Origin of the sequence: Enterococcus sp. DIV2371 (assembly GCF_050498525.1) — a bacterium.
In the GTDB taxonomy this organism is placed as follows: Bacteria; Bacillota; Bacilli; order Lactobacillales; family Enterococcaceae; genus Enterococcus_B; species Enterococcus_B mangumiae.
In genome coordinates this window covers 1-16,903 of the sequence record NZ_JBIPAJ010000001.1, presented here as the reverse complement: position 1 = coordinate 16,903, position 16,903 = coordinate 1, and the positions used below count along the sequence as shown (strand labels likewise).

The following is a 16,903-nucleotide window of genomic DNA, read 5'->3' as shown; positions in this document are numbered from 1 at the left end:
GTACAGCGTAAGTATTCTTACGTGATACACCTGTTTTTCTTTTTATCGGCTGACGCCCATTGAGAATATCGCGATACAGCCATAGCCTGTATGACTTGCGATCGTTGGTCCTAAGGGATAGAGCTTGATTTCTTTTGTTTTGATGCTTTCTTCCAGCAGCTTTTTGGCTTTCTCAGCACTTTCTAGATCACCTGCATAAGCGATATACACCGTTTGTTCAAGTGGCGCGACAATCGATTTGACGGTTTCATCCACGATTTTTTGAATGGATTTATTTCTACCGCGTACTTTATCGACATTTGATAGATGACCACCTGGTTCAACGGTAATGATTGGTTTTACGCTTAAAAGACTACCAATAGTGGCACTTGCTTTAGAAATACGGCCACCACGTTCTAAATGTTTTAAATCATCGACTGTTACCCAAGAATGAACCTTGAGGTAATTGTTTTCTAGCCAAGTCAGTGTTTCTTCTAGAGAAGAGCCTGCTTGTTTCAAGCGAACTGCTTCTAATACCAACAATCCCTCACCGATGCTTGCGGCTTTTGTATCAAATACATAAACTTGTGGGTCTTCGTATGATTCCTTCAATAATTCCACTGCTTGTAAGGCACTGCTGTAAGAACCACTCATGCCACTCGAAAAAGCAACGTACAAAACAGGGATTCCTTTTTCTACATAGCTACGAAAGAATTCTAAATAACGACCAACATTGATTTGTGAGGTCGTAGGCATTGCGCCTTCACGTAACTGTTGGATGTACCCTTCATAATCAAATGTTTTTCCTAGATCATCGATCAGGATCTCCTCACCTATCTGGATTTCCATAGATAAAAAATCAACATTTGCATTTGCTAATACCTGATATGGCAGATCGCAACATGAATCTGTGACTATTTGATACATTCGTTCCAACTCCTTTTTTCTCCACTTTTCATCGTTGTCTATTATAGCAAACTCCTAGAATTTTAAATAACTTCAACCCTTGTAGACATTCTACTTGGCATGAACTGTTCAAACGAAAGGGTGAATAGATACGATAAGAGGGAAAAACGTTCGATTCCCCGTTTTCCCCTCTTATCTGTTTATCGTGATTCCAGTGTTTCACTCATTCTTGAAAGAATGTTCCTGTTAGCGAATAGTCACTGAAAGGCCTAGATTTGCGCCCACACGCTTTCTAGGATATTTGTTTGGTTTCGGTCAGGACCGACTGAAAATGTTGAAATACGCACGCCTACAAGCTCTGAGATACGTCTTACATAGTTACGCGCATTTTCTGGTAGTTCTGCTAACGTACGGCAAGCAGTAATATCTTCTGACCAGCCTGGTAATTCTTCATAGATTGGCTTGCAACGATTCAATTCTTTCAGACTCGCTGGGTAATGATAGATTCGTTCACCGTCTAATTCGTACGCTGTACAGATCTTCACTGTTTCTAAGCCGCTCAAGACATCGATCGAATTCAAAGATAGATTCGTGATACCTGATACACGTTTTGAATGACGCATCACGACTGTATCAAACCAGCCGACACGACGTGGACGCCCTGTCGTTGTACCATACTCACGACCGATATCACGGATTCGTTGACCTGTTTCGTCAAACAATTCTGTTGGGAACGGGCCATCACCCACACGTGACGTATAGGCTTTACATACACCGACCACTTTATTGATTTTAGAAGGGCCGACACCACTACCGATCGTCACGCCTCCAGCAACTGGATTGGATGAAGTAACAAAAGGATAGGTTCCTTGATCGATATCCAACATAACTCCTTGTGCGCCTTCAAATAGTACACGTTTTCCTGCATCTAGCGCATCATTTAAAATGACAGATGTATCTGTCACATATTGTTTGATTTGTTGACCATACTCATAGTATTCTTCAAAGATTTCTTCAAAATCGATTGGCTCTGAATCGAACATTTTCACAAATTGACGATTTTTATCGTCTAAATTCATGCGTAAACGTTCTTCAAAAATTTCTTTGTCCAATAAATCGGCTACACGAATACCGACACGTGCGGCTTTATCCATATAAGCAGGTCCGATCCCTTTGATGGTCGTTCCGATTTTGTTTTCCCCTTTTGCATCTTCTTGCAATTGGTCTAATTTGATATGATACGGCAAGATGACATGTGCACGATCAGAGATACGTAAATTATCTGTCGTCACATTTTTTTCGTGTAAATAAGCCAATTCTTTGACTAAAGATTTCGGATTGACTACTACACCATTCCCGATCACGCTGATTTTATCTTTGTAAAAAATCCCCGAAGGAATCAAGTGCAGTTTATACGTAACACCATCGAATTTAATTGTGTGTCCCGCATTGTCGCCACCTTGGTACCGTGCGATCACTTCAGCATTTTCACTAAGAAAGTCAGTAATTTTTCCTTTCCCTTCGTCGCCCCATTGTGTACCCACTACTACTACAGATGACATTTGAACACCTCATTTAATATTATTTAATCCTGAATTATTGTAACAATGATTGACACTTTATTCAACTAAAATCGAATGATATTTGGAATAATTTAGTGAAAACGATTGAAAAACGAACAATATAGTGTAATTTCTTCAAACTCACCATCGCGAAGAAAAAGCTCAATTAAGGGGTATTTCAAAAAAATCCGAGAAACGAAAGTAGTCCTACCTTCGTTTCTCGGATGTATTTTTGATTGATTCTGATTAATATTCTTCTCGCGGTGAAAGGGAAGAAAACTTATTGTATTCTTTGATGAAGAGCAGCTCGACTGTTCCCCTTGCACCACTACGGTTTTTTTCGATTATGACTTCGATGACATTGTCATTTTGCGGTTCTGGTGCATCGCTGTCCTCGCCGCCTTCACGTTCGTAGTAATCATCACGATATAAGAAAGCAACGATATCGGCATCCTGCTCGATTGACCCAGATTCCCGGATATCACTCAATACAGGGCGTTTATCCTGACGTTGTTCTACCCCACGAGAAAGCTGTGAAAGGGCAATGACGGGTACTTTTAATTCTTTTGCCAGTTTCTTTAACTGACGAGAAATATCAGAGACTTCTTGTTGGCGGTTTTCTTTGCCGTTTCCTTCGATCAACTGCAAGTAATCGATAAGGATCAAACCTAGATTTCCTTTTTCTTGCGCAAGTTTTCGGCATTTTGCACGTATCTCAGAGATTTTGATCCCTGGGGTATCATCGATAAAGATATTGGCTTTAGATAAGCTTCCCATCGCAACGATCAAATTGGACCATTCTTCTTCTGAAAGCTGACCTGTACGTAGGTGACTCGCTTCGATCGACCCTTCCGCACAAAGCATCCGATTGACTAGTGATTCTGCCCCCATCTCCAAACTGAAGATTGCTACGGAACGATCCGTTTTTGTACCGACATTTTGGGCAATATTCAAGGCAAAGGCTGTTTTACCTACCGCCGGACGAGCAGCTAAAATAATCAGCTCTTCTGCTTGGAATCCAGCAGTCATTTTATCTAATCCTTGGTAACCCGTAGGTAAACCGGTGATTTCTTCATTGTTTTGTGCTAACTGGTCGATATTTTCAATCGTTGAATTCAAGACGTCCGCAATGGATAAGAATCCGCTGCGATTACGTTTTTCTGATACTTCAAGGATACTACGTTCCGCATCGTCCAAGATCGATTGGACTTCTTCTCCTTGTTCAAATCCTCTAGTGACAATGCCTGTTGCTGTTTGGATTAAATTACGAAGTAACGATTTTTCTTCCACGATTTTTGCATAGTACACGATGTTTGCTGCCGTTGGTACCGCTAAGGCTAGGTCAGATAAATAGCTGACGCCGCCAGCATCTTCCAGTAGATTTCGTTGCTCTAAACGATCTTTGACTGTCACAACATCAATGGCTTCACTACGGTCATTCAATTCGATCATGATCTCAAAAATGATTTGATGTCCCCGACGATAAAAGTCTTTCGGTTCTATGTACTCCATGGCATCAATAATCGTTTCAGCGTCTAGAAACACAGAACCTAGAACCGCTTGTTCAGCTTCAATATTTTGCGGTGGAATTCGATCCTGCCACACTTCACTCATATTCTATCGCTCCTTGCTTTCAATTGCTTCATTTTACAAGAAAATGGCAGAAAAGTCATCCCTAAAATGAACATCTGTTCCAAAAGCTGTGCCTTCGAAAATAGGCCACAGAGGCCAAAAATAATCAAAAGCTATTTTTGACCTCTGCGGCTGTTTTTCGAAGGGATGACCTTTCGTCATAGGTTCTTTTCGTTTATTCAGAAACAACATGTACTTTGATCGTTGCCGTTACTTCATGATGCAACTTCACTGGTACGTTCGTGTAACCTAATGTACGGATCGGGTTATTCAATTCGATTTTACGTTTGTCCAATTTTACTTTGTATTGTTTATTCAGACCTTCAGCGATTTGTTTCGATGGGATTGAACCGAACAAGCGGCTATCTTCTCCTGCTTTGGCTTTTAATTCAACGACTGTTTCTTCTTTTTCAAGAAATTCTTTTAGTTTTTTTGCTTCTTCAAGGATTTCTGCTTCTTGTTTTTCTTGCGCTTTTTTCTGTCCTTCTAACTGACTGATACTACTTTTATTTGCTTCTTTTGCTAGGTTGTTCTTGATCAAATAATTTTGTGCATAGCCTGTAGGCACTTCTTTGACATCGCCTTTTTTGCCTTTGCCTTTGACATCTTGTAAGAAAATGACTTTCATTTCATCTACTCCTTTTTATATAATTGTTGCATATTTTCTTGGATAGCAGCGAGCAGTTGTTGTTTTGCTTCTTCGACAGTCACATTTTCCAATTGTGTTGCGGCATTGGTGAAATGTCCGCCACCACCTAGAGATTCCATGATGAGTTGGACATTGATCGTTCCTGTGCTGCGAGCGCTGATACCAACTAAGCCATCTGTTCGTTTGGTAATCACGAAAGCGCCATTGATATTGACCATTGAAAGCAACGTATCTGCTGTTTTTGCTGCGATAACACTATTATACTCTTTTTCATCCGTCCCTGCTGCCACCACTATATCCTCCGTCACTTGTTCATTGTGTGCAATCAAGTGGCTGATTTCGAGATAAGTGGCTAAATCAGAGCTCAATAAATATTGTACTAAGGATGCGTCTGCACTACAAGTCTTTAAATAGCTTGCCACATCAAAAGTGCGTGCTGTGGTTCGGACATTGAAGTTATTCGTATCCACGGTCATCCCTGCCAACAACAAGGTAGCCTCTAAACGGCTGATCCGATTGGTTCGACTGCTTTGGTATTGAATCAATTCTGTGACTAATTCAGAGGCAGAAGAGGCAGAGGACTCAATATACGTCAAAAGTGGCTTACTTGGAAACTCTTCTCCTCGACGATGATGGTCGATGATCACGATCTTATCAAATTGCTCATAAAGGCTCTGAGAGATCGATAGCGAAGGTTTATGGTAATCGACCATTACGAGTAGATCCTTTGCTTTCTTGAGCTCCATCGCGCGTTCTGGCGTAATCAATTGCATCTCCAACTCTGGTTCTTTATGAATTTCTTCCAAACAGCGTTCCACATCTGGAATGATTTCTTTTTCATCGATGACGATATATGCTTTTTTCTGATTGAAGCGTGCTAGGCAACTGACACCAACGGCTGAACCAATCGCATCCATATCAGGGAATCGATGCCCCATAATAAATACATCGCCTGTTTCATCAAATATTTTCCGTAAGGCAGTACTCATGGCTCTTGAACGAACGCGCGTACGCTTGATCGTTGTCGCTGATTTCCCCCCATAATAAGTGGGTTTTGCGCCTTCGCGAACTTCTTTCACCACGACTTGATCCCCACCACGAACTAAGGCAATATCTAGGTTGTTTTGAGCTTCACTACCAATCTCTTCTAGTGACTGTTGCCCATAGGCGATCCCCATGCTAAGCGTCAACGGATGGTTTTGTCTTTCTGCTTCTGATCGTAAGCGATCTAAAAGATCAAATTTCTTATCCATCATTTTCTTCAAGTCGCTCATCTGTCCAAAGAAGAAAAAGCGCTCTGAATTGATGCGTTTAAAAAATACGTGATATTCATTCATCCAGTCAGAGATCAATGTCGTAATAAAGGAGTTCAAATAAGAAACTTCTTTTTCATCCAATTTATCCACTGTATCTGCATAATTATCAATTGAAAGAATACCGATGATCGGTTGGCTGTTTACTTGATGGATCTTCAGTAACTGATTCTGTGTCACATCAATAAAATAAACAACACCTTTTACCGTATCCAATTCGAATTGAAACGTTTTGTCGGCTAAATAGACTTGATTTTTCTTTTTTTCTTTTGCTGAAAAAAAGGTTTCTAACAAGTCTGCATCTAAGAGTGAACTTTGATCTTTCACGTTCAATGCGAAAGGATTCAGCCAATCAACGGTTTGTGTCGCTGGTTGATAAGAGATGATCCCTACTGGCATGATTTCAGAAACATAATTCAAATTGGATTCTGCGACGGTTGAAGCTTGTTGGATCTTCTCACGATTCCTCAAAGTCAACCAACGTTTCACCTTTAAACCATAACGAATACAAAAGATGTTCACGAACAGTATGAACAATGCACTGATCGGCCGAAATGGCATCACTAATACAACCAAAACTTCTGCAAGGATCAATAAAAGAATGAGCAGAGGGCTCGGGCTTACTTTTATTTTTTCTTTATCCATGTCTTTCCTCCCGTAACTGATTAGCCTAATTTTACCATAACTCATGTCATGTAAGCGACTAAACACCTGAATGGAACAAAAAGAGGAAGTCACGACAGTAGTCATAACTTCCTCTGTAATGGTTGAAACGATTAGGTATTCCTACAAAATCATTCCTAAAGCGAATTATTCTTCGCCAACGAATGGTAGTAATCCCATGATACGTGCGCGTTTGATTGCAATCGTAATTTTACGTTGGTTTTTAGCGCCTGTACCTGTTACACGACGTGGCAAGATTTTACCGCGTTCTGAGATAAATCTTTTTAGTAATTCGATATCTTTATAATCGATATATTCAATATGGTTAGCAGCAATATAGTCTACTTTACGACGTTTACGTCCGCCTCTTCTTTGTTGTGCCATTCTATTTCCCTCCTATCAAATTCGTTTAGAATGGTAAATCATCGTCTGAAATGTCGATCGTTGAACTTGACCCAAATGGATCAGAAGAATCACGATCAAAATCAGGCATACCGTTGGATGATTGAGATGTTTGATTATAGTTATTGTTTCCGCCAAAATTATTTGTCGATTGACCAGTGTCTTGGTAGCCACCGCTTTGTTGACGGTTTTCAGATGCTGCACGACTTTCCAATAATTGGAAGTTTTCAGCAACTACTTCTGTTACGTACACACGTTGTCCTTGTTGATTATCATAAGAACGCGTTTGAATACGACCAGTTACACCTAAAAGAGTTCCTTTATGTGCATAGTTTGCTAGTGTTTCTGCTGATTTTCGCCAAATCACACAATTAATAAAATCCGCCTCACGGTTGCCGTTTTGGCTCGTGAAGTTACGATTGACAGCTAAAGTGAACGTTGCTACAGCAGTGCCACTTGATGTATATCGTAAATCTGGATCTTTTGTTAGACGTCCAACTAGTACAACGTTATTAATCAAAATGGTCATCTCCTCTCATCGTTGTGTTACTGTTTCACGTGAAACAATAATTAAGCTTCTTCTTTAATGATCATGTGACGAACGATATCGTCATTGATTTTAGCAAGACGATCAAACTCGTTGATTGCATCTGCTGATGATGGAGAAGATACTTTAACGATGTGATAGATACCTTCACGGTAACCGTTCATTTCGTATGCTAAACGGCGTTTTTCCCAATCTTTTGATTCGATAACTTCAGCTCCGTTATCTTTCAAGATTGAATCGAAACGTTCGATTAAAGCAGTTTTTGCTTCTTCATCAATGTTAGGACGAATAATATACATGATTTCGTATTTCGTGTTTTCCATTGATTTTTCACCTCCCTATGGACTTTCGGCCCTCAGCTTTCCCGAGAGCAAGGAGAGTTTTCTAATAAATTAGACTACTCACAATCCTCAATTATACACGCAACGCACTAGAAAAGCAAGCGAGTGTTCTGCTTTTTATAAAGTTTTCTTTTGCCACGGGCAAAAACCTCCGAAGCTAGTTTTACCTAGTCTCGGAGGCTCTGATAGTTAAGACGTTCACTACTCGTTTACGTCTATTTTCTATTCTTCTGTGTTGTCTGTTTCTACATCCGTTGTGTCTGCTTCAACAGTTGCTTCTTCTGCGGGTTCTGGTTCTACCGCTGCCATCGTCACAACTTTTGTTTCTGCTTCCATCTTGATCAAACGTACGCCTAGCGTTGCCCGACCTGTTTGAGAAACAGTTGAAACGTTGAAGCGGATGATCACGCCTTTGTCTGTGATCAACATGATATCCTCTTCACCGGTCACAGTCGTCAATCCAGCTAATGGCCCATTTTTCTCAGTGATATTGGCCGTCTTGATTCCTTTACCTCCACGGCCTTTGACTGGGTACTCAGAAACTTTCGTTCGTTTACCGTAACCTTTTTCTGTTATGATCAAGACTTCATGATCGTCATTCATCAAGGCTGCTCCTACGACATAATCGTCTTCTCTCAAACGAACACCACGAACACCAGAGGCTGTACGTCCCATATCACGAACGGCATCTTCTGCAAATGTCACAGAATACCCATCGTGCGTGCCAATGATGATGTTTGATTTGCCATCCGTCAATAATACGTTCACCAATTCATCATTTTCTTTCAAGCCAATCGCAATCAACCCATTACTGCGGATATTCGCAAATGCAGTGACAGTTGTACGTTTGACTGTTCCTTGGCGTGTCGTGAAGAATAAATAATGTCCTTCTTCTGCTTCGCCAGTCACTGCAATGATGGCCTGGATCTTCTCGCTTGAATCAATCCCAAGCAAGTTGATGATCGGGATACCTTTTGCTGTACGTCCGTATTCTGGAATCTCATATCCTTTCGCACGATACACTTTTCCGTTATTCGTAAAGAACAACAATGTGTCATGTGTCGAGCAAGAAACGAGATTTTTCACGAAATCATCATTATGGACGCCCATTCCTTGGATCCCGCGACCGCCACGACGTTGTGCGCGGAATTCATTGTTAGCTAAACGCTTGATATAGCCGTTATTCGTCAACGTGATCACGATTTCTTCTTCTTCGATTAAATCTTCGTCTTCTAAACTCAAGACTTCACCGACCAGTAATTCTGTACGACGTTTGTCGCCAAATCGTTGACTCAATTCAGCAAGTTCGGTTTGAATGATTTCTGTCACTCGTTCAGGACGAGCAAGAATATCAGCTAAATCTTCAATGAGTGTCAATAATTCTTGGTACTCATTTTCGATTTTCTCTCTTTCCAAACCTGTCAAACGACGTAAACGCATATCCATGATTGCTTGAGATTGGCGATCAGAAAGCTCAAAGCGTTCGATCATCGTATTTTTCGCTTCTTCATCAGATTTAGACCCACGAATGATCGCGATGATCTCATCGATATGGTCTAAAGCGATTCGCAACCCTTCCAAGATGTGCGCTCTTGCTTCTGCTTTGTCCTTTTCAAACACGGTACGACGTGTGATTACTTCGCGTTGGTGTTCGATATAATTTTCAAGGATCTGCTTCAAGCTAAGAACTTTCGGCACACCTTTTTCAATCGCTAACATATTGAAACCAAATGAGTTTTGCAAGGATGTCAGTTTGTAGAGATTGTTTAAAATGACAGAAGCACTTGCATCTCGACGTACATCGATCACGATACGCATTCCTTCACGAGAAGACTCGTCTCTTAGATCAGTGATACCTTCGATTCGTTTATCACGGTGCAATTCTGAAATTCGCTCGATCAATTTCGCTTTATTGACCATATAAGGCAATTCAGTGACTAAGATCCGCTCTTTTCCGTTTGGCATTTCTGTGATTTCTACTTTTGCGCGAACAGTGATCGAACCTTTACCCGTTTCGTACGCACGACGAATACCAGATTTACCCATCACTAATCCGCCTGTAGGAAAATCAGGTCCAGGTAAGACTTCCATCAATTCATTTGTTGTGACATCGGGATTTTCCATCAATAGATCAATCGCTGCTACCACTTCTGTCAGGTTATGTGGCGGGATATTCGTCGCCATCCCAACCGCGATCCCTGTCGTACCATTGACTAATAAGTTAGGGAAACGTGCCGGTAAAACAACCGGTTCTTTTTCCGTATCATCATAGTTGCTTTGGAAATCAACGGTGTTTTTATTGATATCTCGTAACATTTCTGTCGCGATCTTACTCATTCTTGCTTCGGTATAACGCATCGCAGCTGCGCCATCGCCATCCACTGAGCCAAAGTTTCCATGACCGTCAACTAACATGTAACGGTAACTAAATGGCTGTGCCATACGGACCATTGATTCATAGATCGCACTATCACCGTGGGGATGGTATTTACCCATAACGTCCCCAACGATTCTGGCTGATTTCTTGTGCGCTTTATCCGGTGTGACACCGAGTTCGTTCATGCCGTATAAAATACGGCGGTGAACTGGTTTCAATCCATCTCTAACATCTGGTAAAGCCCGAGCAACGATGACACTCATGGCGTAATCAATGAAGGAGTCTTTCATTTCGCTGGTTAGATTGACATCATGGATGTTTTCTCTGATTTCTTCACTCATTTTTCTTCCTCCTTCATGATCAAATATCTAGATTTTTAACATAATGCGCATTTTCTTCAATAAATGCACGACGAGGTTCCACTCGATCGCCCATCAACATTTCAAATACTTCATCGGCAGCAATCGCATCATCAACGCTGACACGAGCCATCATCCGTTTGCTTGGGTCCATTGTCGTTTCCCATAGTTGATGATCATCCATTTCACCAAGCCCTTTGTATCGTTGGACACTTGGTTTTGGTGTTGCTGGTAGTGATTCGATGACTTTTCTCAAATCTTCTTCTGCATTTTTCCCTGGTTGGACATACGTGATTTTCTTTCCTTGTTTGACACCGTATAGTGGTGGTTGCGCGATATAAACATAGCCAGCCTCCACGATTGGGCGCATGTAACGATAAAAGAGTGTCAATAGCAACGTACGGATGTGCGCACCATCGACATCGGCATCGGTCATGATAACTAATTTATGATATCGTGCCTTAGACACGTCAAAATCTTCACCAAAACCTGTTCCCATCGCTGTAAACAATGAGCGAATTTCTTCGTTCGCTAAAATTTTATCCATACTTGCTTTTTCCACGTTCAAGATTTTCCCACGAATCGGTAAAATCGCTTGGAATTCACGGCTTCGTCCTTGTTTCGCTGAACCGCCGGCAGAATCTCCTTCGACGATGAATAATTCGCATTTTTCCGGATCATTACTTGAGCAATCGGCTAATTTACCAGGTAAATTACTGATTTCTAGTGCGCCTTTTCTTCGAGTCACTTCACGCGCACGTTTCGCTGCTAAGCGGGCTCTAGAAGCAAGTAGGCCTTTTTCGACGATTTGACGGCCGACACTTGGATTTTCCAATAAGAACTTCATAAAATGCTCACTGAACAAACGATCAGTAACGGTACGTACTTCTGAATTTCCTAGTTTTGTCTTCGTTTGTCCTTCAAACTGCGGATCTGGATGCTTGATCGAAATGACTGCTGTCAATCCCTCACGGACATCTTCACCCGTCAAATTATCATCATTTTCTTTCATCAATTTTTGCTTACGCGCGTAATCATTGATGACACGTGTCAAAGCTGTCTTAAATCCTGATTCATGGGTTCCGCCTTCATACGTATGGATATTGTTGGCAAAACTCATGATATTGGAATGATAACCATCTGTATATTGCATCGAAACTTCAACAGTGATTTCTTGTTGCTCCCCTTCTAAATAAACAGGTTCAGGGAAGATGACTGTTTTACTTGCATTTAAATATTCGACATAACTCTTGATTCCGCCGTCATAGTGGTATTCTTTCAAGACAGGCGTTTCTTCGCGACGATCTTCAATCGAGATTTTCATGCCACGATTCAAGAAAGCTAACTCACGAATACGAGTCGCTAATTTGTTGAAATCGAAAGTTGTCGTTTCCGTAAAAATTTCTGGATCTGGGATAAAATGGACAGTCGTTCCGCTCAAATCAGTGTCACCGATGACTTTTAAATCATCGACGACTGCACCACGACGATACTCTTGATAGTAAATCTTGCCGTCTTTGTAGACTTTGACATCTAACAATGTCGATAATGCATTAACAACGGAAGATCCAACCCCATGCAGACCACCGGATACTTTGTAGCCGCCTCCGCCAAATTTACCACCTGCATGTAAGACAGTGAAGACAGTCTCAACAGCTGGGCGACCAGTCTTCGCTTGGATATCGACCGGAATCCCACGACCATCATCGACTACAGTGATACTGTTGTCTTCTTCAATGATCACTTGGATCTTTGTCGCAAATCCTGCCAAGACTTCATCGATCGAATTGTCGACGATTTCCCAAACTAAGTGGTGGAGTCCTTCTGAACTTGTTGAACCAATGTACATTCCCGGACGTTTTCGAACGGCTTCAAGACCTTCAAGCACTTGAATCTGACTGGCATCATATTCTTTTGCGCGCTCGACTAAACTTCTTTCTTCTGTCATGTATGATTATTCTCCTTTTATTTCCCCCTGCTGAACATAAAAAATCTCAGGTTCAACAGTCATTTTATTTTTAACGTGATCAAGGGTGGTGGTCGTTAAGAACGTTTGGACTTTCCCTTCGATCGTTTCTAGCAAATGGAGTTGACGTTGATCATCTAACTCACTCATCACATCATCTAGTAATAGAATCGGATATTCGCCTGTTTCTTCTTTGATCAAATCGATTTCTGCTAATTTGACACTTAATGCTGTCGTTCGTTGTTGGCCTTGGGAACCAAAATTTTGTACGTTTTTTTCATTGACAAAAAAAGAAAGGTCATCTCGATGAGGACCGACAGTTGTTGTCCCTCGAAAGAGATCTTTCTTTTTATTTTGTTCGAGCAACGTTAAAAATTGTGATTGGATCTCTTGAACTGTCAGAGTGTCTAAAGAAGAGAGGGACGTGACATATTCGATTGCCAACTGTTCTCTTTGATGCGTGATTTGTTGATGCAAAGAATTTGCCCAATATTCTAAACGCTTGATAAATTGCGCCCTTGCCTTTAAAACTTTGCTGCCAAATTCTGCTAGTTGTTCGGATAAAATATCTAGATAAAGTAAATCCGTTTGTTTTTTCTCATTCAATTGTTTCAAATATTGATTTCTTTGTTTTAAGATCGCTTGATATTGGACAAGATCATACAGATAGATCGGGTTGATCTGACCTAATTCCATATCTAAAAATTTGCGTCGGATCTGTGGGCTTCCTTTGACTAAAGATAGATCCTCAGGAGCAAATAAGATGACATTCAATTGTCCAACGTAACTACTTAGTTTCTTTTGTTCGATATGATTGATCTTTGTTTTGCGGCCTTTTTTAGACAATTGGATCTCTAAAGGGATCTTAGAGGTCCCTCGTGTGATCTCCCCTTGAATCATCGACTGTTCGTCGTTCCATCCAATCAATTCTTGTTCACTATTCGTCCGGTGGCTTCTTGTCATTGCAAGCACATAAATACTTTCCAAAAGATTCGTCTTTCCTTGGGCATTTTCCCCTAAAAAAATGACGAGATTTTTGGAAAAATCAATCTGTAACTCTTGATAGTTCCGATAATTTTTGAGGTGCAGCTTATTCAGCCTCATTATCGTTATTCCCTTTTTTTACCATAAAAAAAGTTCCTGCTTCTGGAACTTCGATCATCATACCGGGATAAAGCTTTCGTCCACGACGATTTTCTGGCTCGCCATCAACCAAAACCGTGTTTTCTGCTAAATACCATTTTGCTTGTCCGCCACTGCCGATGACTGTGACTTCTTTAAGCATTTGACCCAACGTCATAAACTCAGTTTTTAGAATGACTTGTTGTTTCACTCTTCATCCCTCATTTTCATTATTAAAAGTATACTTTATTATACCCTTTTTTTCGCAAGAAAACAAATTTATCCATATATTTTTCCATATGAGCGGATTTAAATGAAAAAAGGTGTTTTAAACAAAAAGAAACAGAAAGCCTTAAAATTGATTTTAGGGCCTTCTGTTAAAAATGGATTATTTTTTCAGTTTATTTTCAATGATAATTTTAGTTTGTACGTACAGGGGTGATCAATTGGATAAATTGGACCCCATCTTCTGTCGGTTCTAACGTAAATGGACGAATGGCAGAAATGAATTTCACTTTGATACTCATGTCACCAAATGCACGTAATGCGGCTTTCATATAGTCTGGGTTGAATGAAATATCCAATGGATCACCCGTGCTAGTCGTATAGTTCAAGCTTTCTTCTACTTTCCCGATTTCAGGAGAGTTTCCATAGAGAACAACCGAATCAGGCTGGATCGATAAGCGAACGATATTGTTACGGCCTTCATGTGATAGCAAAGAAGCACGCTCAATCGCTGCTAAAAAGCTTGGGACAGAAAATTCAACTTCTGTATTGAAGCTTGAAGGAATCAAACGATTCGTGTCAGGATAGTTTCCTTCTAACAGACGTGAATAAAAATACATATTTTCCGTTTTGAATAGTACTTGGTTTTCCATAATACTGATTTCGACGATTTCTTCTTCATTTGTCAAAGAACGAGATAATTCAGTCAAACTTTTTCCAGGGATCACGATATCAAATTGATCAGCGGATTGTTCGATCGGGATCACTCGTTGGCTCAAACGATGAGAGTCAGTTGCTACTGCCAATAATGAGTTGTCTTTCAAAATGAAATGAACACCGGTAAGGATCGGACGACTTTCATGTTGAGAAACGGCAAACACGGTTTCATTGATCAATTTTGTCAAGACGTGGACAGGTAATTTCATTTGGTTATGGCTTTCAACAACAGGAAGATGAGGATAGTTATCTGCATCTAACCCATTGACTAGGAAATTTGCTTTGCCTGAAGTGATGGCTACTTGTTTGTTTTCTAATACTTCTAGTGTAAAAGTTTCTTCGGGCAATCGACGAATGATTTCACTGAAGAAACGAGCTTGTAGGACGATCGCTCCAGTTGCTTCGATTTGCATTTGCGCTTTTTCATTTTCAACAGATAGAAATGTTTCAATCGAAATATCTGCATTACTTCCTGTCAAAGTCAGACCTTCTTGATTAAGGGTGATTTTTACCCCAGTCAAAATAGGGATTGTCGTTTTGCTTGAAATCGCACGCTGAACAGTTTGCAGTTCTTGCATAAATGTTGCGCGGTTTAAGGTTACTTTCATTGTGGATCTCCTTTGCCGTATATTTATTTTATTATTAGTTAAATAAAGTAATAAAAGTATTAGGTACTGTTGATACTGTGGAAAACTATAAAAATGCTAGAAGAGAAAAGAAAAAACAGCTGTGGAAAATATGTGTATAACTTTTGAATGATTTCTGTTTTTATCCACAATACATTTTTTCTTTCTATCGAGCATCTGTTTTAATTTAATAAGAAATTTTTGATTTCTGACACTTCATTTTGCATGCTGACACTTGAATCGATCAGCTGCTGGATTTTTTCGTGCGCATGGATGACTGTGGTATGGTCTTTACCGCCAAATTCAGCGCCGATTTTAGGAAGAGAGCTATCAGTCAATTCCCGAGCCAAGTACATTGCGATTTGACGAGGGACAACGATCGATTTGACGCGTTTCTTTCCTTTTAGATCTTTTAATTGGATATGGTAGTACTTCGCAACTTCCTCTTGGATCTGCAAAATCGAGAGTTGCGGATGGCCTTTACCAGATTTCAATGTTTTAAGTGCATCAGCAGCTAAACTAGTTGATATATCTTCACTATTCATCGTAGCAAACGCTTGGACACGTACAAGTGCGCCTTCGAGTTCACGAATGTTGGAATCGATCTGTCCGGCAATATAACTTAATGTATCGTCGGGGATCTCTAGGCGCTCTGCTGCGGCTTTTTTTCTTAAAATAGCTGTTCTTGTTTCTAGATCCGGCGGCGTAATATCTACTGAAAGTCCCCAAGCAAAGCGAGAAACGAGTCGTTCTTGCAATTTAGGGATCTCGTTTGGTAAACGATCACTTGTTAATACGATTTGTTTTCCTTCATTGTAAAGCGCATTGAATGTATGGAAAAATTCTTCCTGAGTCGCTTCTTTCTCAGCAAAAAATTGAATATCATCGACTAATAGTAAGTCCACATTACGATATTCTTGGCGGAATTCTTCGGCCGTTTTGTTTTGGATCGAATTGATAAAATCATTGGCAAACGTTTCACTGCTGACATATTTGACTTTTGCATTTGGCTGACTCAACAACATTTGATGACCAATCGCGTGCATCAAGTGAGTCTTACCAAGTCCGACGCCTCCATAGAAGAACAATGGATTATAGATGGAACCAGGGTCTTCCGCGACGACCAAAGCAGCAGCATGTGCCATCTGGTTGCCTTTCCCGATCACAAATGTGTCGAAGGTATACTTAGGATTCAACATCGCTTTTTTGATTGGTGTGATGGGGGGAACTTTCATTGTTTTGATTTCTTCTACTTCTTCTTGTTCCGCTTCTTCACCGGTCACAAAACGTGGAATGATTTCTTTTCCCGTTAACATGTAGCCGACCTCAACAATCTTTGTCGCGAGATTTTTTTCCCAATATTCCTTATGGATCTTACTTGGAACAGTTACCACTAATTGGCTTTGTTCTAATGATTTAGGTTGTGCTGTCTCGATCCAAGTATTGTAACTTGCTGGCGACAGTTCTTTTTGATAAGTCGTTTTTAATTCTGTCCATAAAGCATCGAGGGATACCAT

The 16,903-nt window shown here is 40.5% G+C and carries 14 protein-coding genes; all 14 read right to left on the bottom strand.

Going from position 1 to position 16,903, the window contains the following annotated elements; genetic code table 11:
* Positions 1 to 42: 42 nt before the first annotated feature.
* Positions 43 to 906, bottom strand: a complete 864-nt coding sequence (locus IGL24_RS00070; protein WP_207699741.1) for a DegV family protein — start codon at positions 904 to 906, stop codon at positions 43 to 45.
* A gap of 248 nt (positions 907 to 1,154) precedes the next feature.
* Positions 1,155 to 2,447 (bottom strand): adenylosuccinate synthase, encoded by a 1,293-nt coding sequence (locus tag IGL24_RS00065; RefSeq protein WP_206857202.1) that lies wholly within the window; start codon positions 2,445 to 2,447, stop codon positions 1,155 to 1,157.
* Positions 2,448 to 2,693: 246 nt separating this feature from the next.
* Positions 2,694 to 4,061, bottom strand: coding sequence for a replicative DNA helicase (gene dnaB, locus IGL24_RS00060; RefSeq protein WP_206857203.1), 1,368 nt, complete (start codon positions 4,059 to 4,061; stop codon positions 2,694 to 2,696).
* Positions 4,062 to 4,254: 193 nt separating this feature from the next.
* Positions 4,255 to 4,707, bottom strand: a complete 453-nt coding sequence (rplI, locus tag IGL24_RS00055; protein ID WP_010734553.1) for a 50S ribosomal protein L9 — start codon at positions 4,705 to 4,707, stop codon at positions 4,255 to 4,257.
* A 5-nt stretch (positions 4,708 to 4,712) separates the two neighbouring features.
* Positions 4,713 to 6,686 carry a DHH family phosphoesterase gene (locus tag IGL24_RS00050; protein WP_206857205.1) on the bottom strand — a complete coding sequence of 658 codons (1,974 nt, stop codon included), beginning with the start codon at positions 6,684 to 6,686 and terminating at the stop codon, positions 4,713 to 4,715.
* A 165-nt stretch (positions 6,687 to 6,851) separates the two neighbouring features.
* Positions 6,852 to 7,088, bottom strand: a complete 237-nt coding sequence (rpsR, locus tag IGL24_RS00045) for a 30S ribosomal protein S18 (RefSeq protein ID WP_010734555.1) — start codon at positions 7,086 to 7,088, stop codon at positions 6,852 to 6,854.
* Positions 7,089 to 7,113: 25 nt separating this feature from the next.
* On the bottom strand, positions 7,114 to 7,626 hold the full coding sequence (ssb, locus tag IGL24_RS00040; protein ID WP_161642285.1) for a single-stranded DNA-binding protein: 513 nt from the start codon (positions 7,624 to 7,626) through the stop codon (positions 7,114 to 7,116).
* A gap of 50 nt (positions 7,627 to 7,676) precedes the next feature.
* The gene (gene rpsF / locus IGL24_RS00035) at positions 7,677 to 7,976 is read right to left on the bottom strand and encodes a 30S ribosomal protein S6 (protein WP_206857206.1); all 300 of its coding nucleotides are present in this window, start codon (positions 7,974 to 7,976) and stop codon (positions 7,677 to 7,679) included.
* Between the two features lie 240 nt (positions 7,977 to 8,216).
* The gene (gyrA, locus tag IGL24_RS00030; protein ID WP_207114800.1) at positions 8,217 to 10,712 is read right to left on the bottom strand and encodes a DNA gyrase subunit A; all 2,496 of its coding nucleotides are present in this window, start codon (positions 10,710 to 10,712) and stop codon (positions 8,217 to 8,219) included.
* Positions 10,713 to 10,731: 19 nt separating this feature from the next.
* Positions 10,732 to 12,678 carry a DNA topoisomerase (ATP-hydrolyzing) subunit B gene (gene gyrB / locus IGL24_RS00025; protein ID WP_206856681.1) on the bottom strand — a complete coding sequence of 649 codons (1,947 nt, stop codon included), beginning with the start codon at positions 12,676 to 12,678 and terminating at the stop codon, positions 10,732 to 10,734.
* Between the two features lie 6 nt (positions 12,679 to 12,684).
* Positions 12,685 to 13,800, bottom strand: a complete 1,116-nt coding sequence (gene recF, locus IGL24_RS00020; protein ID WP_206856682.1) for a DNA replication/repair protein RecF — start codon at positions 13,798 to 13,800, stop codon at positions 12,685 to 12,687.
* Positions 13,787 to 14,029, bottom strand: a complete 243-nt coding sequence (gene yaaA, locus IGL24_RS00015; protein ID WP_019723041.1) for a S4 domain-containing protein YaaA — start codon at positions 14,027 to 14,029, stop codon at positions 13,787 to 13,789. Before yaaA ends, recF begins: the two co-directional genes overlap by 14 nt.
* 208 nt (positions 14,030 to 14,237) lie before the next feature.
* Positions 14,238 to 15,368 (bottom strand): DNA polymerase III subunit beta, encoded by a 1,131-nt coding sequence (gene dnaN / locus IGL24_RS00010; protein WP_019723042.1) that lies wholly within the window; start codon positions 15,366 to 15,368, stop codon positions 14,238 to 14,240.
* Positions 15,369 to 15,568: 200 nt separating this feature from the next.
* The coding region (dnaA, locus tag IGL24_RS00005) for a chromosomal replication initiator protein DnaA (RefSeq protein WP_023518857.1) at positions 15,569 to 16,903 on the bottom strand (1,335 nt) is incomplete at its 5' end.